At 29.0% G+C, this 22,952-nt stretch carries 17 protein-coding genes; 15 read left to right on the top strand and 2 right to left on the bottom strand.

The window, feature by feature from the left end:
* The first annotated feature begins 461 nt into the window (after window positions 1–461).
* The 3 genes from CHL78_RS14530 to CHL78_RS14525 all read left to right on the top strand — a co-directional run bounded on the left by CHL78_RS14530 (window position 462) and on the right by CHL78_RS14525 (window position 4,010).
* Window positions 462–2,009 (top strand): BCCT family transporter, encoded by a 1,548-nt coding sequence (locus tag CHL78_RS14530; protein WP_094369767.1) that lies wholly within the window; start codon window positions 462–464, stop codon window positions 2,007–2,009.
* A 1-nt stretch (window position 2,010) separates the two neighbouring features.
* Window positions 2,011–2,154, top strand: coding sequence for a hypothetical protein (locus tag CHL78_RS20810; RefSeq protein WP_158540709.1), 144 nt, complete (start codon window positions 2,011–2,013; stop codon window positions 2,152–2,154).
* A 314-nt stretch (window positions 2,155–2,468) separates the two neighbouring features.
* A complete protein-coding gene (locus tag CHL78_RS14525; protein WP_094369768.1) occupies window positions 2,469–4,010 on the top strand; it encodes a BCCT family transporter in 1,542 nt (513 codons plus the stop codon).
* A gap of 50 nt (window positions 4,011–4,060) precedes the next feature.
* Here CHL78_RS14525 and CHL78_RS14520 read toward each other — a convergent pair whose 3' ends face one another.
* A complete protein-coding gene (locus CHL78_RS14520; protein ID WP_094369769.1) occupies window positions 4,061–6,316 on the bottom strand; it encodes a helix-turn-helix domain-containing protein in 2,256 nt (751 codons plus the stop codon).
* Window positions 6,317–6,489: 173 nt separating this feature from the next.
* On the opposite strand from CHL78_RS14520, the gene CHL78_RS20805 reads away from it, so the two are divergent.
* Together CHL78_RS20805 and CHL78_RS14515 are read left to right on the top strand one after the other, a co-directional pair.
* Window positions 6,490–6,675 (top strand): hypothetical protein, encoded by a 186-nt coding sequence (locus tag CHL78_RS20805; RefSeq protein WP_158540708.1) that lies wholly within the window; start codon window positions 6,490–6,492, stop codon window positions 6,673–6,675.
* Window positions 6,647–8,446, top strand: coding sequence for a choline/carnitine O-acyltransferase (locus CHL78_RS14515; RefSeq protein WP_158540707.1), 1,800 nt, complete (start codon window positions 6,647–6,649; stop codon window positions 8,444–8,446). The genes CHL78_RS20805 and CHL78_RS14515 overlap by 29 nt, the downstream gene beginning before the upstream one ends.
* A gap of 473 nt (window positions 8,447–8,919) precedes the next feature.
* Here CHL78_RS14515 and treR read toward each other — a convergent pair whose 3' ends face one another.
* The gene (treR, locus tag CHL78_RS14510) at window positions 8,920–9,636 is read right to left on the bottom strand and encodes a trehalose operon repressor (RefSeq protein ID WP_094369771.1); all 717 of its coding nucleotides are present in this window, start codon (window positions 9,634–9,636) and stop codon (window positions 8,920–8,922) included.
* Between the two features lie 239 nt (window positions 9,637–9,875).
* On the opposite strand from treR, the gene treP reads away from it, so the two are divergent.
* From treP to CHL78_RS14460, 10 genes are all read left to right on the top strand, one after another.
* Complete coding sequence (treP, locus tag CHL78_RS14505; RefSeq protein WP_094369772.1) at window positions 9,876–11,297, top strand: PTS system trehalose-specific EIIBC component; 1,422 nt, start codon at window positions 9,876–9,878, stop codon at window positions 11,295–11,297.
* Window positions 11,298–11,327: 30 nt separating this feature from the next.
* Window positions 11,328–13,034, top strand: a complete 1,707-nt coding sequence (treC, locus tag CHL78_RS14500; protein ID WP_094369773.1) for an alpha,alpha-phosphotrehalase — start codon at window positions 11,328–11,330, stop codon at window positions 13,032–13,034.
* Between the two features lie 80 nt (window positions 13,035–13,114).
* Complete coding sequence (locus tag CHL78_RS14495) at window positions 13,115–13,597, top strand: PTS sugar transporter subunit IIA (RefSeq protein ID WP_094369774.1); 483 nt, start codon at window positions 13,115–13,117, stop codon at window positions 13,595–13,597.
* Between the two features lie 295 nt (window positions 13,598–13,892).
* Entirely contained in the window at window positions 13,893–14,732 is an 840-nt protein-coding gene (licT, locus tag CHL78_RS14490) for a BglG family transcription antiterminator LicT (protein WP_094369775.1), read from the top strand.
* 95 nt (window positions 14,733–14,827) lie between these two features.
* Entirely contained in the window at window positions 14,828–16,738 is a 1,911-nt protein-coding gene (locus tag CHL78_RS14485) for a beta-glucoside-specific PTS transporter subunit IIABC (protein ID WP_094369828.1), read from the top strand.
* Between the two features lie 54 nt (window positions 16,739–16,792).
* Window positions 16,793–18,220, top strand: a complete 1,428-nt coding sequence (locus tag CHL78_RS14480; RefSeq protein WP_094369776.1) for a 6-phospho-beta-glucosidase — start codon at window positions 16,793–16,795, stop codon at window positions 18,218–18,220.
* A gap of 13 nt (window positions 18,221–18,233) precedes the next feature.
* Window positions 18,234–19,691 carry a glycoside hydrolase family 1 protein gene (locus tag CHL78_RS14475; RefSeq protein WP_094369777.1) on the top strand — a complete coding sequence of 486 codons (1,458 nt, stop codon included), beginning with the start codon at window positions 18,234–18,236 and terminating at the stop codon, window positions 19,689–19,691.
* Between the two features lie 338 nt (window positions 19,692–20,029).
* Window positions 20,030–20,404, top strand: coding sequence for a RidA family protein (locus CHL78_RS14470; RefSeq protein ID WP_094369778.1), 375 nt, complete (start codon window positions 20,030–20,032; stop codon window positions 20,402–20,404).
* Between the two features lie 50 nt (window positions 20,405–20,454).
* Window positions 20,455–20,709, top strand: a complete 255-nt coding sequence (locus tag CHL78_RS14465) for a glutaredoxin (protein WP_094369779.1) — start codon at window positions 20,455–20,457, stop codon at window positions 20,707–20,709.
* 139 nt (window positions 20,710–20,848) lie between these two features.
* Window positions 20,849–22,903 carry a sigma-54 interaction domain-containing protein gene (locus tag CHL78_RS14460; RefSeq protein ID WP_094369780.1) on the top strand — a complete coding sequence of 685 codons (2,055 nt, stop codon included), beginning with the start codon at window positions 20,849–20,851 and terminating at the stop codon, window positions 22,901–22,903.
* The last annotated feature ends 49 nt before the right edge of the window (window positions 22,904–22,952 follow it).

Genomic DNA, 22,952 nt, shown 5'->3' with positions numbered 1-22,952 from the left:
AATCTCAGTTATGGCTATTTGTATAGTTCTAGCTGCATTTGGAGTAGTATAAATATATATAAAAATAGAGGGTATAGACCTCTATTTTTTTATGTAAAGAACTATTAGAAAATAGATGGAATGCTGTAGATACAGTAAAGATAAGTGATAAATTTTATAAATTAAATCTAGGTAATTATAATATTGTAAGAATAAGGAAGTAACTAGTTAAGATAAAAGTTCCAGATTCAACTGTTAAAATTATTGAATTTCTATCTTTTAAAGTTGATAAAATAGTAAAAAGTCAAAAAAAGTAACATAATATTGCTAAAAATGACATGTTTTAAATAATATATATATTAAAATATAAAAAAGTATTTAAAAATATATATTTAGATAACGAAAAAAAAATACTTAAATGTTAAATTAGTATAGTAATCATTGTTACAGATTTATAAATTTAAATTGGAGGTAAAGGTCATATGCAAGGAACAGCAGGTAAAGTAAAAGCTAAAGACAAATCTAAGCCAAGTTCTTCATTATTCTGGGCTTCAGCTTGTTTTACAGCCATATTCTCAATATGGGGAGTAGTAAACCCAGAGAGTTTAACAACAACTCTATATGGTTGGACATCAAAATTCAATAACGATTTCAACTGGTTTGTAATATTAATGCCATTATTAATACTAGCATTATGTGTATATTTAGCATTTAGTAAGTATGGAAATGTTAAGTTAGGTGGAAAGGATACTACACCAGAATTTTCAACTTTCTCATGGATGGCAATGCTATTTACTGCAGGAATAGGTGTTGGTCTTGTTAACTTTGGAGTTGCAGAACCATTAACACACTTTATGCAATCACCATTAGGTTTAGCAGGTGGATTTTCACAATCTGAAGCAGCACAAAATGCATTGAAATTAACATTATTCAACTGGGGATTACCAGCTTGGGCAATATATACAATAGCGGGACTTGTAATAGGATATTTTACATATACTAGAGGTGCAAAATTCCTTCCAGGAACACCTATAGAGCAAGGTTTCAAAGACAAAAAATGGAGTAAGCCTATTGCTTATTTAGCTAACTTAATGGGAGCATCAGCAGCAGCGCTTACTATGGCAGCATCTGTAGGATTAGGTGTTTTCCAAGTTAAGAATGGTTTACAAAGTGTATTCGGATTAAATCTTGAAGGAATAACTCCTTTATTAATAATATTAGGTATACTATTTATCGTTTATACATTAGCGGCAATATTACCAGTACAAAAAGGTATGAAGTTTTTAGGAGATGTAAATATAATAATAGCTATATCTATACTAGTATTCGTATTCTTCGCTGGTAGAACTGATTTCTATATGGGTACAATACTTACTACTTTAAAAAGTACATTTACAGATATAATACCAATAAGTTTTGAGAACTTTGCATTATTAGATAAGGCTTGGTTTAATGATTGGCCAATAACTACTCTTATGTGGTGGGTATCATGGACACCATTTATAGGTATATTTATAGCTAGGATATCTAAAGGAAGAACTATAAAGCAAATAGTTACAGCATCTATACTTGTACCAACAATATTCCTAGTTGTTTGGTTCAGTGTATTTGGGGGACATGGTTTATTAGATGCTATCGCAGGAAATGCTGAAATAGCAAACTATATGATAAATAATCCAGATGATGTTTACTTATCATTTATAATGGTATTACAACAATTCCCATTATTTACGGTAACAGGGTTATTATTTATAGTATTAATAGTAGTATTTTTATCAACATCAGCAACTAGTGCAGTTATATCTTTAAGCATGATAACTAGTGATGGTGCAGAAGATGCTCCACAATACAGAACAATAATATGGTCTATAATAATAGTATGTATAGCTTCCGCAAACTTAATAGCTGGATCGTTTAGTGGAGTTAAGGCTGTTGCAATAGTACTTTCAATACCATATTTATTCATATTCATACTTTGTATGTCTGGATTTATAAGACAATTAAGAAAAGATCATGGAGGTGCAAGATAATATGAAAATACCAGGAATAGTTGAAATAGGGCCAGAAGCAGCTCTTAGTGTTGCACAAGCACCACTAGAAAATATAGTACAAACAGTATGCATACTTGCCTTTCTTGTATTCTTAGCATGGTCAGTTAAGTTAGTATTTGAATAAGGTTTTTGCCAATATTAATATAAATTTACAAAGTATAATTAAAAGTTAATCAATTATGTAGTAAAAATAAACGTCTATTAGACGTTTATTTTTGCTATTTTTAATATTTATAAAAGGAAAAAAGTGATTTAAGATAGTATAAAACATGGCAATGTGATAAGAAAAAAGTGATTTAATCAGTGTAAAATAAGGTAATATAATAAAGTAAGTTACAAAATATTTGGATATATAACAATTTACGACAAAATATATTATAATTAAATTCATAGAATTAAGTCTACTATTAAAATCATAGTAAGTAAGGAGTATATCATATGGTTAATTATAGAAATAAAAGTCACAATGAATTAGTAATTGACAGATTTATTTTTTTTGGAAGTTTACTTTTAGTTGTAGGTCTAAGTGTACCTATGCTATTTTTTGGTAAGTATGGCGAGGTATTAATTAAGTCTGTAGCAGATTACTTAACAGAAAATTTTGGATTTCTAAATATATTAGTTGGACTATTTGCAATAATAACATGTATATATTTGTGTTTTAGTAAATATGGAAATATTGTACTTGGAGACAAGCATGATAAGCCAGAATACAATACATTTAGTTGGGCAACTATGATGTTTTGTGCTGGTATTGGGTCAAGTGTAATGTATTGGGGAGTATTGGAATGGATTTTTTATTATACTAATCCTCCATTTATGTTAGAATCAGGCTCATGGCAAGCGGCAGAATTTGCAGCATCATATGGAATTTTTCATTGGGGACCTATAGGTTGGGCGTTATATGTACTTCCGGGATTACCGATTGGATACTGTTATTTTGTAAAGAAGGAAAATGCTTTCAAAATAAGTCAGGCTTTAAAGCCGATACTTAAGAATCAGGCAGATGGAATATTAGGAAAATCTATAGATATATTATTTATCTTTGCATCTATGGGAGCATGTGCAACCAGCTTAGGATTATGCGTTCCTATGGTTGCCAATGGCATTGGTTATATATTTAATATAGAAATAAATCAAGGCTTAAATTTAATTGTATTATTGATTATCGTATGTATATTCACATTAAGTTCTTACTTTGGCCTTAAAAAGGGGATACAAATTTTAAGCAATGTTAATGTTTTAATAATATTTGGAATATTATTATTTGTCCTTATAACTGGTCCGACTATATTTATAATAAAGATGGGTGTAACAAGTCTTGGCCTAATAGGACAAAACTTTATGAGAATGAGTACATGGCTAGATCCAATTAATAATAATGGATTCCCTGAAAAATGGACTGTATTTTATTGGGGATGGTGGATTATATCTTCACCCATAATAGGTATGTTTATAGCTAAAATATCTAAGGGTAGGACAGTAAGGCAAATGGTGTCAGGTGCACTAATATATGGGACATTAGGATGTTCGCTAGTATTTATTATACTTGGTAATTATGGATTATACTTACAAGTAAGTGGTACATTTGATGTTATAGCACACTTTAATGATTTTGGAGCTAATGCTACTATATTTAAAATACTAGGTATGCTTAAAATGGGTAAAGTTATAGTTTCCTTATTTACTGTAGGGGCAATGATATTTGCATCTACAACATTTGACTCTATATCTTATATTATAGCCTCATGTACAACTAAGAACTTAGATGAAGGACAAGAGCCTGCTAGATGGAATAGATTATTCTGGGCTTTATTACTTGCTTTTATACCTTCTGTGTTTATACTTATTGATGGCCCTATACAGACTATACAATCATCATCGATTATAACTGTTATACCAGGAATGGTAATATTATTACTGCTTACATTTTCATTCTTTAAGATGGTAAAAAGTGGAGAACATCATACTAGAGATTAACATTATAAAAAGTAGGATAATTAATTATCCTACTTTTTATATATTATTTACTAAACTTTAGTTATTTCAATTAACTTTATACTATCTAAAATTATATGCTCTTTGATATGTACTTCATTTTCTACAATTTTATCATCAAACTTTAATCCTACAATTTCTTTTGATTTTACAAATCTTATAACCTCACGAGCAGATATTAAAGGTTTTCCCATCTTTATCCATTCATCGTAGATAGATCCATTCTTTTTATTAAGAGTATAGTGTTTCAAGCTATACTTACCTAAATCAAGACTTATTTTTAGATCTAAGTATTTTGTTTTTAAAGGAATATCTTTATAAAGTTGATCGTAGGTATCTGGAGTTCTTTCAAAATAATTATCTATACTTTTATGATTGTATAAAAGTAACTTATATGAATCTTGATTTTTAGTAAGAATATATCCATCGCCAGAATTTACAACATATCCCTTAAGCTTTCCAAGTAAGAAAAATGCATTAAACATTGGTTTTCTAAGACCGTTGTAAGTTAGCATACCACCAGATCCTTTAAATGTCGTTAAATTACTACAATTATCTATAAAGTCAATCTGAGAATCACACATACAATAATTATTAATAAAGTTATCAATTGTCTTTGTAGCCTTATAACAACTATCATTCAAATAGTGTTCTTCTACTTCTGGTATAAAATAAGTTTTAATTTTCATAACTCTCTTTGTTTTCATAAGTAGTATTCTTACAAATTCTCTTGTTTCTAAGAATACCCTTTCCTGAACATAAACTGAAATAAAATTAATTTTTTTATCTTGTATATATTTTAGGAAATGTTCTTTATGGAATGTACTTCCTATAGTAAAGTCTATACCAAAATTTAATTTAGACAAAGTGTTGTTATCTGAGATCATATCTAGCGCTTTTGTATAAAAATTTATCATGCTAGGATGATCTTTTTCCATAGAAGAAATTTCAAATTTCCAGTTACGTACTGAATCTAAGCCATATCTATCTATACAAAAAGTAATGAATATTTCTGTTCTAGATATAAAATTTCTAATAGACTCTTTTTTTGAACTATATTCAAGTTTTATAAATGGTTTAACATGGTTTTTCGTAAAAAAGTCTAAAATAGTTTCTAAGTTATACCATATATATAGATTTTTATTTTTATCATAATGGTACATATTTTCGTTGAAAACTCCACTGAATTTTATAAAATCAACTCTCATTATTTCTAGCGTTTTAATAAAATAATTTTGCCAATTTGAGCTAAGTGCATCGTAAGCATTATCGAAATAAAGTATCTTTTCAAAATTCACCCAATGCTTTTTAGAGAAAGATACGCCATCTATATCAGAGGAGATATACTCAACCTGTGGATTATAAGAGCAACTTGACTGATACTTTTGTAAAAAATGGACAAACTCTGAGGTTTTTAAATTAGGTAACTCATTACTATCTGTTAATTCATCTTTTAAAGTAGCATAGGATTTCCTATATGCAGAAGGTGACATATTGTATTTTTCAGCAAAAGTAGTTCTATAAGATTTAAGAGAAGGAAAACCATGATCTAAACATAAATCTAATATACTTTTATTAGTATTAGTAAGGTCATACATAGATTTTTCTAATCTAAAATTATTAAGATATTTGATAAATCCAACTCCCATATATTTATTAAAAAATCTAGATATGTAGTGAGTAGTTAGATATTCTATTTTAGCTAAATCAGATAATGTAATCTTATTATAATAATTATCATTTATATACTCTAGTATTCTATTGAATCGTTGGTGATAGCTTGATAAGTCTGAATTATCTAAATCTATTGGTAAAGAAAAATTACCAATGAGATGATCTACTAAATGGAACATATCTTTAAGTGTTTTAATTTGATTTAAATCATTCTTATACAAAAGTGACACTGCTACAGAAGAAGATAACATATAAAGTTTATTATATTTAGCTCTATCTAAATCCATGTCTAGTATGCTATTGCAATTAAATTGTAATTTAGAAAAATCGCGATAATATTTTTCAAAAAAGTACGGGTCAAAATATAAGCTTATAATTAAACTATCGCTAGATATATTATACAATCTATGAACTTCCGAACTATTTACTAGAATTATATTTTCGTCTTTAAGGTGGTAGGTGCTATTTTTTATATCTAGTGTAGCGCTTCCTCTACCCATGATTATTATTTCTATGTCTTTATGCCATTCAAATTCAGATGTTGTACCATTAAAAAAGTTAATATTTACGGGTAAGTTATTGTGATAACTTAAAAACTTATAATTATACTTCATTTTACACCTCGATATATTGTGTGACTATTTTTGTACATATAAAATAATACACTAAAATACAAAAAAAGTGTATTATTATTACTAAAATTGTCATTTATTGTAGATGCGAATTAAATATGTCAATAAACCTAAGCTATAAAAAGCATAATATGCGCCGATTTTAAATTTTAAAGGTGATAATATATGAATATAAGATAATATGTGTAAAGAAAAAGACAAAAAATAGCTTATTGATAGTAACACCAAGAGCAGATAATAATATTTTCAATTTATACTCAATAGCTCTTGAAAGATTTATTTCATATTTTGAAAAAAATGGGAGAGATACAGATGAAGGAAATGCTAAAGTATCAAGATGAGTTACAAGCTTTACCTATTCCTGAGCTTAATGAAACGTTAGTAAAATACTTACAATGGGTTAAGCCTCTTTTATCAGAAGAAGAGTTAAAAAAAACTGTTGATGTGGTAAAGGAATTTGGTAAGGAACAGGGTGAAGGGGAAAGACTTCATAGAAAATTATTAGAGTACAAAAGTACAATAGAAGAAAATAAAAGCTGGCTATTCCCAATGTGGGATGAGATGTATTTAAGTGGTAGAGGATCAATAATTCCAGATATAAGTTTCTGTGCACTATTAAATAATGATGGGTATAGAGATAAGTATACACTAGAAGAAATTCTAGGGAAGGTTGCATATACAACTACAGGAATATATCATCAAATATCAGATGGAACTCTTCCTGTTGATAAAATAAAGGGAAATAGTATATGCATGGAACAATACTTAAGATTATTTAAGAGTATGAGAATAGCTAATACTGATGTGGATGATTTTTATGTAGGGCAGTTAGCCAAAGAAAACAATTACTGTATAGTATATAACAAAAATAATATTTATAAAGTCATATTAACTGACTCAAATGGAGATAGAATAAATCCTAATAGCTTGGCAAAAGCTATAGAGTTTATTACAAGTAAAGATGAAGAAGAAGAGTATAATCCTTTTTTATACACAGCTACAGAAAGAAATTCTGCTAAAAATATATTAGACAAAATATTAGTGTGTGAAGAGAATATTAGAAACTTCGAAGAAGTTAAGAATGCTTTATTTGTTATTTGTATAGATGATGCAGCTAAAGGACAAAAAGAAACTACACAAGATTTACTTTTATCTGATGGATCAAATAGATGCTTTGATAAAACTATTCAATTTATAATAAATAAAAACAAAGAAATAGGTGCAAATATAGAGCATACTGGTTATGATGGATCAACTGCATTTTCAATTCTTGAAAGGGTAAATCATGAGTTAGAATCAGAAGTACTTAGCAGTGATTGTGATGATAGATATGTTTTACCTAGAAAATTAAACTTTGCACTAACTGATGAAGTAAAGGAACTATTAAATAAAGCTAAAAAAGAGCAAGAGCAAAAATCTAAAGATTATCACTTAAGCTTAGAATATTTTAACGAGTTTGGAGGCAATAAGGCTAAAGAACTAAAAGTAAGTCCAGATGCTTACTTCCATATAGCACTTCAAGTTGCTCAATATAAAACTTTTGGAAAAATAAGAAGTACATATGAGCCTGTTGCAGTCAGAAACTTTAGGCAAGGTAGAACTGAATGTGCAAGATCCTCAAGTCTTGAAAAAGCAGAATTTGCAAAATCATTCAATGAAAAGACTACAAGTAGAAGTGAACTTTATGATTTATTACAAAAAGCAGCTAGCTCTCATGTAGATAGAATCAGAGAGTGTCAAACTGGACATGGAGTAGAGAGACATTTATTTGGACTAGCTCAAATGCAAGCTAAATTTGGACAAGAATTAGATATATGTGAACTACCAAAATTATTCACAGACAAAGGATACAAAGAGTTAAAAACAGACTTCATATCTACTAGTGCAGTAGGTGGAGAGTATATAAGGTATTGTGCATTTGGTCCTCAAACCGAAACAGGGTTTGGAATATTCTACACAATATGTAAAGACAAAATAGCTATAAACTTAGCTGCTAAAGCAGAACAGAAATCTAAAGCTGAAGAATTTGTTTCTAATTTAATGTCAGCATTCACTGAAATAAAAGATTTTATTGAAGATTTAGAAACAAATAAGGTACCTGCAATAGATTAAATTTCAAAGCAATATAATAAAATAGTTAAACAATTAAACATTCTTATAAATAAATAGTACAAAAAATATAATTATAATATTAATTATTAATAATATGTAAAATGACACTGAGTATTGTATTAAATAAATAATATTTATTACCAATATAAATTTGAGATACTATAAGACTTTATAATATTTCAAATACACTAAAATTAAGAAGCAACAAAAACTCATTTCTATATCCTTAGTAGAAATGATAAGATAGCCGTCAAGGAAAATTCATAGAATATTTGCCATGTATTCAAAAAATAAGCTAACTGTATAGTTAGCTTATTTTTATATAGAATAAATTTTTAATATAAGTAAAAAACTTATTTAGTTTACGTAAAAGCTATAAAATACTACCCTATAAAAATTGAATTAGGGTAATAGAAGTTTAAAAATAACGAAGAAAAAAGTTTTGAATGGTAAGGCTCTATATTAAACAAAAGTTAGTAATTTCTACGAGCAAAAGTACTAAAAGTAAACCTATCAGGCCTGTGTCTAGATTCCGTATATTCAAATAAAGTACCATCATCTAAATAAACAAAATTCTTAACAACAGCAACTAATTTGTTATCTTTCAAATCTAAATATTTCTTATCATCCTTAGTAGCAGGCTCTATAGATATTAACTTTTGCGCACCACTTATCTTAAGCCCAAGTTCTTTTTCTATATAAGCATAAACAGAATCTTTAGCTATATCAACAGTTAATCCTGACACTACACTTTCATTAAAATAATTTATATCAAGAATTACATTTTCACCATTTATATTTCTTATTCTGTATATCTTTAAAAGATTAGTTCCCAACAAAAACTTACTAAACTTTGAAATAGACTCATCAGCAATCAAATCCTCAAATACAGGAATAGAAGTACTATACTCAACATCATTAGATGTTGAAGCTTCCTTGAATCCTTGAAGACCACCTACCATAAAATTTAAAGGTTGAGCTTCCATTATAAAAACACCTTTTCCATGAACACTTGTAACTATTCCATCAGATGCAAGCATTGAAATAGCTCTTCTTACTGTATTTCTACTAACATTAAAGGTCTGAGTTAAATAATTTTCTGAAGGTAACTTTTCCCCTGGTTTAAACTCCTTAGATGATATTTTTTCTTTTAAGTAATTATATATATGTAAATATTTATTTTGCGACATAAACACCATAGTCCTTTCTAGTTTGGAAGAGATAAATAAGTAACTTTTATCTAATATTATATCAGTTTTAGTATATGTAATCATTATTAATCGAAACATAAAGGATAAGGTTGATATAAAAATAAAAAGTTGTTTAAACAAGTGTTGACTTATCATGTTTAAACAAGTTATAATTTACTTAAATAAGAAAACGATTTTACAAAAATGAAATTAAAATAAATTATTATTGGAGGCGAAAAATGAGCAAATATAATCAGTACGCTAAATCTATATTAGATTTAATAGGCGGCAAAGACAATATAATAACAGCAACTCATTGTGTAACAAGATTAAGACTTGTACTAAAAGATGAATCAATAGTAAAAACAAAAGAACTTGAGAATTTAGATATAGTAAAAGGTACATTCTCTACAGGAGGTCAATTTCAAATAGTTATAGGGAATGAAGTTTCTAATGTATATAAAGATTTGGTAGCAATTGCAGATATAAAAGTGGCTACAAAAGAAGAAGTTAAAAAAACAGCTAGTGAAAATATGAGCCTTATTCAAAAATTAATTGGGGGAATAGCAGAGATATTTGTCCCATTACTTCCAGCTATTATAACTGGTGGATTAATGCTAGGATTTAGAAATATAATAGGAGATCTTGCATTATTTGGACCAGATAAAAGTCAAACATTAACAGCACTTTATCCTGCATTAGGAGAATTGCACAGTTTCTTATGGGTAATATGTGAAGCTATATTCCACTTCCTACCTGTTGGGGTAGCATGGTCAACAGTTAAGAAGTTTGGTGGTTCAGAAATATTAGGTATAGTACTTGGGATAACTTTAGTATCACCACAACTTTTAAATGCTTATGGATATGCAGATGCATTAACTAATAATACAATTCCATTTTGGGATTTTGGATTCTTTACAATTCAAAAGGTAGGTTATCAAGCACAAGTAATACCAGCTATTTTATCGGGTATTTTACTTGCAAAAATTGAAGTCGGATTAAAAAAGAGAGTATCTGATTTACTTAATATGATAGTAGTTCCGTTTATAGCAATTATTATAACTGTATTTTTATCTTATATAATAATTGGTCCTGTTTCTCGTGAAATAGGTAATGGTATTGCAACATTTTTTACAGCATTTTTAACAGGTCCATTTAAGTTACTAGGAGCGGTGGTATTTGGTTTATTATATGCACCACTTGTAATTACAGGGCTTCATCATACAATACTTGCAGTAGATCTTCAACTAATAGGTTCGCAAGGAGGAACTATGCTTTGGCCATTAGTTGCATTAAGTAATATAGCTCAAGGCTCAGCTGCAATGGCTATATTTATGATATATAAAAAGGATACAAAAGTAAAATCTATGGCGCTTTCATCAGGAGTATCTGCATGGCTAGGAGTTACCGAGCCTGCAATGTTTGGTATAAATTTAAAATATAAATATTCTTTCTATGCAGCTATTATAGGATCAGCTATAGCATCTGTTGTGGCAATATCTACAGGAGTACTTGCAAACTCTATAGGTATAGGAGGTTTACCAGCATTTTTAGCTATACAACCTCAGCACTGGATAACATATATATTAGCAATGTTAGTAGCAGTTATAGTGCCATTTACTTTAACTATAATATTTGCTAAAAAGAAAAGTATAAAATAAAAAGTTAAATTATAAATTAGGAGATAAAAAATGAGCAAGTTAAATTCATTAATAATTAAAGAAGTAGACAATTCTTCTGATTGGTTTAAAAAAGCAGTAGCTTATCAAATATATCCAAAGAGCTTTAAAGATAGTAACAATGATGGAGTAGGAGATATTCGTGGGATAATTGAAAAGCTTGATTATATAAAAAATCTAGGTGTTGACGTAATTTGGCTTACACCAATATATGTATCACCTCAAAATGACAATGGATATGACATATCTGATTATTACAATATAGATCCTTTATTTGGTACTATGGAAGATTTTGAAGAATTATTGAAAAAGGTACATGAAAAAGGTATGAGACTTATAACAGATATGGTAGTAAATCATACTTCAATTGAACATAAATGGTTTAAAGAAGCATTAAAGGGTGAAGATAATCCATACCATGATTTCTATATATGGAAAAAAGGTGATGGAGAAAATCCTCCAAATAACTGGGCATCAAAGTTTGGTGGTTCAGCATGGAAATATGTTGAGCATTTAGATAAATATTACCTACACTTATTTGATGTTACACAAGGAGATTTAAATTGGGAGAATCCTAAACTAAGAGAAGAAATATACAAAATGATAAACTTTTGGTTAGAAAAAGGGATAGATGGATTTAGACTTGATGTTATAAATTTACTTTCAAAAGATCAAAGTTTCCCGAGTGACACATTTGAAAGCCCTAATCATGATGGCCGTAGATTTTATACAGATGGACCTAAGATACATGAATATATACATGAAATAAATAAAAATGCATTTTCTAAATATGAAGGTTCAATGACTGTAGGTGAGATGTCTTCAACATCTATAGACCATTGTATAAAATACACTAGACCAGAAAATGAAGAGCTAAGTATGACTTTTAGTTTCCACCATTTAAAGGTAGATTATCCAGGTGGAGAAAAATGGGCTTTAGGTAAATTTGATTTTATGAAGCTTAAAAAGATTCTATTTGACTGGCAACTAGGTATGCAAGAGGGTGGAGGATGGAATGCAATGTTTTGGTGCAACCACGACCAACCTCGTATAGTATCAAGATTTGGAGATGATAAAAAATATCACAGAGAATCTGCAACTATGCTAGCTACATCAATTCACCTTATGCAAGGTACACCTTATATTTACCAAGGAGAAGAAATTGGTATGACCAATGCAGACTTTGAAAGCATTGAAAAATATAGAGATGTAGAGGCTATAAATGCATATAATATGCTTTTAGAAAAAGGTATAAACAAATATGAAGCTATAGAAATACTAAAAAATAAATCGAGAGACAACTCTAGAACTCCAATGCAATGGGATTCTAGTGAAAATGGAGGATTTACAAAAGGTAATCCTTGGATGGACTTAAGTTATAATTACAAAGATATAAATGTTGAAAAAGATCTAAATAATGAAGATTCGATATACAAATATTATAGAAAGCTTGCAGATATAAGAAAAAGTTCAAAGGTTATATCTCATGGAAGAATAGATATATTACTAGAAGATCATGATAAAGTACTTGCATATAAAAGATCACTTGAAGGTGAAGAGATAATAGTTATATGTAATTTCTTTGAATCAGAAGTTAAATTAGATTTAAAAGAATTTGATTTATCAAGGGCAGAGATAGCTTTAAGCAATTATATTGATGCTAAGATAAGTGATGAAATAAATTTAAGAGCTTATGAATCTATAGTTATAAAGTTATAAAGTTTCGAAAGCATATAAGATACTTTATATGTAGGGTTATTTGTGAAACTAAATTTATAAATGATTGGGGGATAGTTGAGATGTTATCAATATTTAAAAAGAAGAAGATAGATAATTCGCTAAGTGCATTTACCTCTGGTAGAGTTATACCCATTGAAGAATTGAAAGATGGAGTATTTTCAAGCAAGGTACTAGGAGATGGACTTGCAATATACTCAGAAAATGATGAGGTAGTATCGCCAGGAGATGGCGAGGTTGTTACAGTTATGAACACTACAAAGCATGCAGTTGGTATCAAGATGAAAAGTGGAGTAGAGATTTTATTACATGTAGGAATTGATACAGTATCAATGCAAGGCGAAGGCTTTAATCTTTTTGTTGATGAAGGAGATAAGGTGAAAAAGGGTGATAAGCTAATTACTTTTAATAGTGAGTTAATCAAGCAAAAAGGGTTGATTGATGCTGTTGTTATGGTAGCTACTAACTCTGATGAATTTAACAATATAAAATATAATACTAATATAGATGCTATATCAAAAGAAACTGTTATAGCTGAAATTTAAAGATGGAGGAACGAATCGTTCCTCTATCTTTTTTACTAAAAGCTATTATAAAGTAAAAAACTTAAGAAAACGTTGACACTAAAAAATAAATTTGTTACTATATAATAAATAATAATTAAAAATAATATATAAACGGATAGTGATTGTTTAAATACAAGCTAAACCTATTTATTACTCAGGGCTCATGGGAGTCTATTTAATGTGTAATAAATAGGTTTTTTTTAATGCAATAAATTATGCGATACAATGAACTCATATTTTATTTGATTTTAATATTAAGAAAGGGGGCATCACAATGGTTATTGAAAAAATACTTAATAACAATGTAATTATTACAACTGATGAAAATAATAAAGAAATAGTAGTTATGGGAAGAGGTCTAGCCTATAAAAAACGTACAGGAGACTATATACCAAAGGATAAGGTTGATAAGGTATTCAAACTTTCTGATCCAAATATATCTGATAAATTTAAAGAATTAATAGCTGATATTCCTATAAAATATATGGAGCTATCAGATGAAATCATTCTACAGGCTAAGGAAAAATTAGGAAAGAGATTAAATGATAGTATTTATATATCTTTAACCGATCATATGCACACGGCAATAGAAAGAGCTCGTGAAGGAGTGAATGTAAAAAATGCCCTACTTTGGGATATAAAGAGGTTTTATAAAAATGAATTTAAAATAGGTATACAAGCCTTAGATTACATAGAAGAAAAATTTGAAATTAGATTACCAGACGATGAAGCTGGATTTATAGCAATACATATAGTAAATGCACAAATGGATCAAAATATAAAAATTATTTATGAGATAACACAAATAATACAAGAAATTACAAATGTGGTTAAGTACTATTATGGAATATCATTTGATGAAGATTCAGTTTATTATTATAGATTTATTACTCATTTAAAGTACTTTGCAGAGAGGCTTGTTAGTAATAAATCACATGAAGATAATGAAGATGATTTATTAGATGTAATAAAAATTAAATACAAAAATGCATATAATTGCATAGAAAAAGTAGATAAATTTATAAATAAAAAATACAATTACGATTTAACAGATGAAGAAAAATTATACTTAACTATTCATGTTGAAAGAGTAGTAAGTAAAAGTATTAAGTAAGATATAAATCCTAAGAATTAGGTTTATATATATTGGGTGGTGACATTAAGTTGGCCAAACCTTCATATTTCAAAAAAGAAAATGGAGGAGAAAAAATGAGAAAGTACGAGAAGTTAGCAAAAGACATTATAGCTAATGTTGGAGGTAAGGAAAACATTAATAGCTTAGCACATTGTGTAACAAGGCTACGTTTTAAATTAAAAGATGAGTCAAAAGCAAATGATGATGTCCTAAAAAATATGGATGGTGTAGTTACTGTCATGAAAAGTGGTGGACAATACCAAGTAGTAATAGGAAATCATGTACCGGATGTTTATACGGTTGTATGTGATTTAGCAGGATTAGGTGGAGATGTACAGGGAGAGTCTGATTCACCAAAAGGATTACTTAATAAATTTATAGATTTAATATCGGGAGTTTTCCAACCAATTTTAGGTGTAATGTGTGCAGCTGGTATGATAAAAGGATTTAATGCACTTTTTATAGCATTTGGATTATATACAATAACTGACGGTACGTACATGATGTTAAACTCAATTGGAGATTCAATCTTCAAATTTATGCCTATAATATTAGGCTATACAGCAGCTAAGAAGTTTGGGGCTAAGCCGTTTTTAGGACTAATCATAGGGGCAGCTTTATGTTATCCAGATATTCAATTAAGTACATTATCAAGTGCTGGAGAACCCTTATACACAGTATTTAGTGGTACCATGTTTGAATCACCAGTATATATGACATTTTTAGGGTTACCAGTAATAGCAATGGATTATACTTCAACAGTAGTTCCCGTAATACTAATTGTTTTTATAGCTTCTAAGCTTGAGAAGTTTTTTGGGAAAATCATACCAGATGTAGTGAAAAACTTCTTTGTGCCAATGTTAGTTTTACTAGTATCTTTACCGTTAGGATTTATAGTTATAGGGCCAATAGCAACATTTGGATCTAACATTGTTGGAAATTCATTTTTATGGTTATTTAATTTGTCTCCAATAGTATGCGGTATATTACTAGGTTTATTATGGCAGTGTCTAGTTATATTTGGTCTACATTGGGGATTAATACCTATAGCTATGGTAAATATGATGACAACGGGTTCAGACCCAATTCTTGCAGGTATGTTTGGAACATCTTTTGCTCAAACGGCAGTAGTTGGAGCAATGTATTTTAAACTAAAAGATAAGAAAACAAAAGAGTTGTGTATTCCTGCTTTTGTATCAGGAATTTGTGGGATTACAGAACCATCAATATATGGAATAACTTTACCTAGAAAAAAACCATTTGTATTTAGTTGTATTGGTGGAGCAGCAGGTGGAGCAGTGATGGGTCTTATGGAAGTTCAAAGTTACACTATGGGTGGATTTGGAATATTTGGTGTTGCTAACTACATAAATACATCAACAGGAGACTCAAGTGGAGCTATAACATCGCTTATATGCATAGTTGTATCTATGGTAGTAGGATTTTTATTAACATTCTTCTTCTGGAAAGATGATACTGTAGTAGAAGATACTAAAGCAAATAATAAACAAAATAATGATAAAAAAGCTCAGAGGGAAGTAATATACAGTCCAATAAAAGGTGATGCAAAACCTTTAGAACAAATAGAAGATGCAGCATTTTCATCAGGAGTATTAGGTAAGGGAGTTGCAATAACACCTAAAGAAGGAAAAGTAGTTGCACCATTTAATGGAACAGTAATGACATTATTCCCTACAAAACACGCTATTGGAATAGTATCTGAAAATGGGTGTGAACTATTAATTCACATAGGATTAAATACAGTTCAATTAGATGGAAAATATTTTGAAACTTTTGTAAGTCAAGGTGATAAAATCAAGAAAGGTCAAACTCTAATTACCTTTGATATAGAAAATATATTAAAAGAAGGATATTCTTTAGATACGCCAGTAGTTGTTACAAACTATTTAGATTATATAGATGTAGTAGAAAAGACAAACAAATCTATAAGTAGTAATCAAGAACTAATAACAGTTTTAGCTTAAATAAAAATTTATGGTTGAATATAGAGGTTAATATATATTACTGGAGGTAAAGTTATGGCACTTAGAAAAGATTTTTTATGGGGTGGAGCAACTGCTGCAAATCAATGTGAAGGTGGATACAAAGAAGGTGGTAGGGGCTTAGCAAATGTTGATGTTGCGCCACATGGAGAAGACAGATTCCCAGTTTTAGCTGGAAAAATGAAGATGTTTGAATGTGATGAAAAGCATTATTATCCAGCTCATGAAGCAATAGATATGTATCATAATTACAAAGAAGATATAAAATTATTTGCAGAGATGGGATTTAAATGCTATCGTCTATCAATAGCATGGACTAGAATATTCCCAACAGGAGAAGAGACTACTCCAAATGAAGAAGGATTAAAGTTCTATGAAGATTTATTTGATGAATGTTTAAAATATGGGATAGAACCATTAGTAACAATTTGTCACTTTGATGTACCTATGTACTTAGTTGAAAAGTATGGCGCTTGGAGAGATAGAAAATTAGTAGATTTATACGTAAAATACTGTGAAGCAATATTTACAAGATATAAAGATAAAGTAAAATATTGGCTAACATTTAATGAAATAAATATGATACTTCATTTACCATTCATAGGTGCGGGATTATACATTGAAGAAGGTAAAAATGAAGAGCAAATAAAATACCAAGCAGCACATCATCAATTAGTTGCAAGTGCATTAGTTACGAAATTAGCTCGTGAAATAAATCCTGAATTTAAAATAGGATGTATGTTAGCAGCTGGAAATACTTATGCAAATACTTGTAATCCACTAGATGTGTGGAAGTCCATGGAAAAAGATAGAGAAAACTATTTCTTTATAGATGTACAATCTCGTGGAGAGTATCCATCATATGCAATAAAAGAATTAGAGCGAAATGGAATAAATATAGTGATGGAAGAAGATGACAAAAGCATACTTAAAGATAATACAGTAGACTTTATATCATTCTCGTATTATTCATCAAGACTTACAAGTGCAGACCCAAAAGTAGAATCTCAAACAGAAGGAAATGTTTTTGCAACTCTTAAAAATCAATACTTAGATGCAAGTGAGTGGGGATGGCAAATAGATCCATTAGGTCTTAGAATAACTATGAATTCTTTATATGACCGTTATCAAAAACCATTATTTATAGTTGAAAATGGACTAGGAGCAGTAGATACACCAAATGAAAGTGGCTATGTGAGTGATGATTATAGAATAGATTACCTACGTGCTCATATAAAAGCGATGATAGATGCTGTTGAATTAGATGGTGTTGACTTATTAGGGTATACTCCATGGGGATGTATAGACTTAGTAAGTGCAAGTACTGGAGAAATGAAAAAACGTTATGGATTTATATATGTAGATAAAGATAATGCTGGGAATGGAACTTTAAAACGTAGCAAAAAGAAAAGTTTTGATTGGTACAAAAAAGTAATAGAATCAAATGGTAAAAATTTAGCTTAAGGGGGATATAAATATGTCATTTAAAAAAGATTTTTTATGGGGTGGAGCAACAGCTGCAAATCAATTCGAAGGAGCATGGAATGTAGATGGAAAGGGTCCATCTTGTTCAGATATGTGTACTGGAGGCTCTCATACAGTAAGTAAAAGAATAACACAAACTATAGAAGAGAATACATTTTACCCAAGCCATGAGGCAATAGATTTTTATCATAGATATAAAGAAGATATAGCTTTGTTTGCAGAAATGGGGTTTAAGGTATTTAGATTTTCAATAGCATGGACTAGGATATTCCCGACAGGAATGGAAAAAGCACCAAATGAAGCAGGACTTAAGTTTTATGAGGATGTAATCGATGAATGCTTAAAATATAATATAGAGCCATTAATAACAATATCTCACTATGAGGTACCATTTGGAATAACTGAAAAGTACAATGGATGGGCTTCAAGAGAAGTAATAGACTTATATATGAATTACTGTGTGGCGATATTTAATAGATACAAAGGAAAAGTAAAATATTGGCTGACATTTAATGAAATAAACTCAGCTACGATGCCTATGGGAGGATACTTATCACAAGGAATATTAAATGAAGGCACTACGGATTTTATAAATCAAGTAGATATACCGAAGCTAAGATTCCAAGGCTTACATCATCAATTTATAGCAAGTGCCAAGGCTGTTAAACTAGCTCATGAAATAGATTCAAACTACAAGATAGGATGTATGCAATTATTTGCAACAATGTATCCATATACTTGTAATCCAGATGATATAGTAAAAACTCAACAAGATAGTAGAGTAATGAACTACTTCTGTGGAGATGTTCAAGTTCGTGGTGAATATCCAACTTATATGAATAGATATTTCAAAGAAAATAATATTGAAATAAAAATAGAAGATAAAGATTTAGAAATTTTAAAAGAAGGCTGTGTAGATTTCTATACTTTTAGTTACTACATGTCTATATGCGTAAGTAGTGATCCTAAAGAAGCTAGTACAAGCGGTAATATACTAGGTGGAGTAAAGAATCCATATTTAAAAGCTAGTGATTGGGGATGGCAAATAGATCCTAAAGGTCTTAGATATACATTAAATGAAATTTATGATAGATATCAAATACCTATGATGGTAGTTGAAAATGGTCTAGGAGCTTATGATAAAAAAGAATCTGATGGAAGCATAAATGATGACTATCGTATAGAATATTTAAAAGAGCATATAGAGCAAATGGAAGAAGCAGTAGAAGATGGAGTTGATTTATTTGGATATACTCCATGGGGATGTATTGACTTAGTAAGTGCATCTACTGGTGAAATGGCTAAGAGATACGGATTTATATACGTGGATAAGTATGATGATGGAAGTGGTGACCTATCTAGACTTAAGAAAAAGAGCTTTAATTGGTACAAGCAGGTAATAGAATCTAATGGTGAAAAGCTAGAGAATGCAGATACTGTTTATGCTTAGAGTAATTGGAAATTAATATTAGTATAGATAATTTTTTATACAGTGATTAGATGGAGTAACGAATCGTTACTCCATCTTTTTTTAAAAATTTAAGGGATAAAAGTGTTAAATGATTTGTACAATTCAACCCAATAAAAATAAGAAGCAATAAATAGATTAAAAATACAGATCCTAACAACTTATAAAAATCAAGAGTATAAGTGCTATCAGGGAATTTAAAATAAAAAATAATAAATTTATCAACTTGGCACAAATTTTGCTTTATATAAAATTAAGAAATCTGAGTGATATCAGAAATATTAAGACTTTAAATAAACCAAAGAAGGGATGAATTTATAATGAAAATACTTGAAACAACAAAAGCACCAGGAGCTATAGGACCTTACTCTCAAGGATATCAAATTGGAGATTTAGTATTTACATCAGGTCAAATACCAGTAAATCCAGAAGATAATACTGTACCTGAAACTATATCAGAACAAGCTGAGCAAAGCTGCAAAAATGTTAAGGCTATATTAGAATCAGCAGGAACTGCTATGGATAATGTATTTAAAACTACATGTTTTTTAGCTGATATGGCTGATTTTGCAGCATTCAATGAAGTATATGCAAAATACTTTGTATCTAATCCAGCTCGTAGCTGTGTGGCAGTCAAAGAATTACCAAAGGGTGTGCTTTGTGAGATAGAAGCTATAGCTGTTATAAAAAAATAGATATTTAGTTTTACAAATAAAATATAAAATTAATAAGGGAGAATATTATTATGAAAATAACTGTAGTAGGAAGTCATTTATGCCCAGATACATTATACGCATTAAATGAGTTAAAGAGAGAAAATGTTGAGATAGATTTTAAAAACTTATCATCAAGCTTACCAGATTTAAAAGAATATTTAGCATTACGTAGTGGGCTAGATATATATAGTGAAATAAGAGAAATGGGTGGAATAGGAATACCATGTTTCGTATTAGAAGATGGAACAAAAACATTAGATTTAGATAAAGCGTTAGGAAGATAAATTAATATGAGTACTAGTAATCCTCTCTTTATTTAAAAGAGAGGATTATTTTTTATAATCTCAGATTTTGCCTTTTATATAGAATATTGATATAATTTTACCATATCAAATTTAAACTAATAGGGTATGAGGAGTAAACATGGAAAAAAGAGAATTAGCAATAATAACACTTAAAAAAGATGCAGGTGAAATATATTCAGAACAAATAAGAGATTTTTTAGGGGATAACTTAAAAATAAACTTGTACTCATTTGAAGAAGGTAACATTACTTATTGTAATGAGAAGTTAGTTATTTTATCGGTAAAATTAAAGTATGAAGAGATAGCTTCACTTTGCTCACCTGATACACAAATAATTATACCTAAATTAACTTTTGAAAAATCTAGCTTTAATAAGATATCTAAAATAGACAAGAATGAAACTGTATATGTGTATAATCTATCTAGGAGTATGGCATTAGAAACAGTGGACCTTATACATAAATTAGGGAGTGGGATTTCAAATCTTATACCTTGCTATCCTGAGTTTGAAAGTATTCCTCAAAATTCTATAGTTTTAACTCCTGGAGAAGAAATTTTTATACAAACTGATAACTGCGAAATTATTGACTTAGCATATAGAATAATCGACTTAAGCTGTATAGTTGATATTGCTATAAAGCTAAATCTTGAATACTTAATAAAAGAAGATTTATTAAAAAAGTTTATGGATAAAATCATACCAACTAGTTATATTACAGAAAAGCTTTTGGTAACTCAGAGTAAGTTAGAAAATCAATTTGATTTTTTATTATCATCAATAGATGAAGGAATAATATGTGTAAGTAGTGATGGTATAGTTCAATTTTATAGCCATGTAGCTAAAGACATACTAGGTATAAATGAAAATGAAATGATAGGTAAGTATATTGGAGAATATATAAAGACTTGTGATTTTAGTAAAATTGCAAATAATGAAATAACTCATTTTCAAAAGCTTACTAAGGTAAATAATATAGATATAAATTTAGAGATTAGGTACACTAATATAAATTTATTTAGTGGATATATAATAAAAGTTACTAAGTTTTATCAAGCTGAAAAAAAACAAGCTAAACTTAGGTCTCAGCTAATGAATTCTGGTAATGTTAGTAAGTATATTTTTGATGATATAATTGGAAATAGTGAAAATATATTAAACACTAAGAAGATGGCTTACAAAATGGCTCAATCTAATTCATCGATTTTAATAATAGGTGAAAGTGGTACTGGAAAGGAATTATTTGCACAATCTATTCATAGTTCATCATATAGGGGAAGTGGTCCATTTGTTGCTGTTAACTGTAGTACATTCCAAGATGGACTTTTACAAAGTGAATTGTTCGGGTATGAAGAAGGTGCTTTTACAGGAGCCAAAAAGGGTGGGAAAATAGGATTATTTGAACTTGCTAATAATGGAACTATTTTTTTAGATGAAATTGGTGAGATGGATTTAAGTTCTCAGGCAACACTTCTTAGAGTTATACAGGAAAGACAAATTAGAAAGATCGGCTCTGATAAAGTTATTGATGTAGATATAAGAATAATTGCAGCTACTAACAGAGACCTAAAAAAATTAGTTTGTGAAGGTAAGTTTAGAAAAGATTTATTTTATAGATTAAATGTACTTCCTTTAAAAATTAGTCCACTTAGAGAACGTAATGAAGATATATTTTTAATACTTGATTCTTTTAAAAAGAATATTGATATTAATTTTAAATTATCAGATGAAGTTATTAAGATATTTAAGTCGTATGATTGGGAAGGTAATATAAGAGAGTTGAGAAACTTAGCTGAATATTGTTCTTACTTAGGAAAAAACGTAATAGAAGTATCTGATTTACCTGAATATATTATTGAGTCAATGGAATCTACAGATTATTGTGAGAGTTTATTAGTAAAGAATACTAATATTGAAATCCCAAATTTTAAGAGATCTATAAATGATTATATGTTTGTATTAAAAAAAGTTAATGAAGCTTATATAAATAAAGAGAGAATCGGTAGAAGAAAGATTTATGAATATGCAGTAACTGAAGGTGTATTTTTAACGGAACAACAAATTAGAAGTGTTCTTTTAGAGTTACAAGATTATGAATTTATAAAGATTTTATCTGGTCGTGGTGGTTCGATAATTACGGATAAAGGAAGAGATTTTTTAGAACAGAATAAATAATTATAATTTTAGTAAACTATAATTATTTTGAAAATGGGTTCAATGGGTT

The organism is Romboutsia weinsteinii (assembly GCF_002250835.2).
GTDB lineage: Bacteria > Bacillota > Clostridia > Peptostreptococcales > Peptostreptococcaceae > Romboutsia_A > Romboutsia_A weinsteinii.
This window is presented reverse-complemented; position numbering and strand designations above follow the sequence as displayed.

What these genes read in the sequence shown, in the direction of transcription:
- CHL78_RS14470 (WP_094369778.1), top strand. Translation starts at nt 20,030, where the DNA reads ATGAAAATACTTGAAACAACAAAAGCACCAGGAGCTATAGGACCTTAC.
- CHL78_RS14465 (WP_094369779.1), top strand. Translation starts at nt 20,455, where the DNA reads ATGAAAATAACTGTAGTAGGAAGTCATTTATGCCCAGATACATTATAC.
- CHL78_RS14480 (WP_094369776.1), top strand. Translation starts at nt 16,793, where the DNA reads ATGGCACTTAGAAAAGATTTTTTATGGGGTGGAGCAACTGCTGCAAAT.
- CHL78_RS14475 (WP_094369777.1), top strand. Translation starts at nt 18,234, where the DNA reads ATGTCATTTAAAAAAGATTTTTTATGGGGTGGAGCAACAGCTGCAAAT.
- CHL78_RS14520 (WP_094369769.1), bottom strand. Translation starts at nt 6,316, where the DNA reads ATGAAGTATAATTATAAGTTTTTAAGTTATCACAATAACTTACCCGTA.
- CHL78_RS14460 (WP_094369780.1), top strand. Translation starts at nt 20,849, where the DNA reads ATGGAAAAAAGAGAATTAGCAATAATAACACTTAAAAAAGATGCAGGT.
- CHL78_RS14525 (WP_094369768.1), top strand. Translation starts at nt 2,469, where the DNA reads ATGGTTAATTATAGAAATAAAAGTCACAATGAATTAGTAATTGACAGA.
- CHL78_RS14485 (WP_094369828.1), top strand. Translation starts at nt 14,828, where the DNA reads ATGAGAAAGTACGAGAAGTTAGCAAAAGACATTATAGCTAATGTTGGA.
- CHL78_RS20810 (WP_158540709.1), top strand. Translation starts at nt 2,011, where the DNA reads ATGAAAATACCAGGAATAGTTGAAATAGGGCCAGAAGCAGCTCTTAGT.
- CHL78_RS14530 (WP_094369767.1), top strand. Translation starts at nt 462, where the DNA reads ATGCAAGGAACAGCAGGTAAAGTAAAAGCTAAAGACAAATCTAAGCCA.
- licT (WP_094369775.1), top strand. Translation starts at nt 13,893, where the DNA reads ATGGTTATTGAAAAAATACTTAATAACAATGTAATTATTACAACTGAT.
- treC (WP_094369773.1), top strand. Translation starts at nt 11,328, where the DNA reads ATGAGCAAGTTAAATTCATTAATAATTAAAGAAGTAGACAATTCTTCT.
- treR (WP_094369771.1), bottom strand. Translation starts at nt 9,636, where the DNA reads ATGTCGCAAAATAAATATTTACATATATATAATTACTTAAAAGAAAAA.
- CHL78_RS14515 (WP_158540707.1), top strand. Translation starts at nt 6,647, where the DNA reads ATGAAGGAAATGCTAAAGTATCAAGATGAGTTACAAGCTTTACCTATT.
- treP (WP_094369772.1), top strand. Translation starts at nt 9,876, where the DNA reads ATGAGCAAATATAATCAGTACGCTAAATCTATATTAGATTTAATAGGC.
- CHL78_RS14495 (WP_094369774.1), top strand. Translation starts at nt 13,115, where the DNA reads ATGTTATCAATATTTAAAAAGAAGAAGATAGATAATTCGCTAAGTGCA.